General features: G+C 44.0%; 1 protein-coding gene. It reads left to right on the top strand.

The annotated features are described in order from the left end of the window. Positions 1–250 (top strand): hypothetical protein (locus ACWA1B_RS23225; RefSeq protein ID WP_456911035.1); only part of this gene is annotated, 250 nt, incomplete at both ends.

Genomic DNA, 250 nt, shown 5'->3' with positions numbered 1-250 from the left:
ACCACTTCCGCCTTAACAAGTGATGCTGTTATTTGTGAAGGAGGCACATTAACATTAAATACTACACCTTCAGGAAGCATTGCCCCCTATACCTATCAATGGCAGTCATCAGCAGACGGAACAACTGGCTGGGCAGATATTTCAGGACAGACCAGTCCATCATTTGCATCAGATAGTTCTTTACCCGCTGGCGAATATTATTATAGAGTAAATGTTTCCAGTACGTGCGCCCAGATAACCAGTAATGCTG

This window comes from Flavobacterium xizangense, assembly GCF_054075145.1.
Note: the sequence above shows the minus strand (reverse complement) of the source record. Positions and strands in the feature narration are given on the sequence as shown.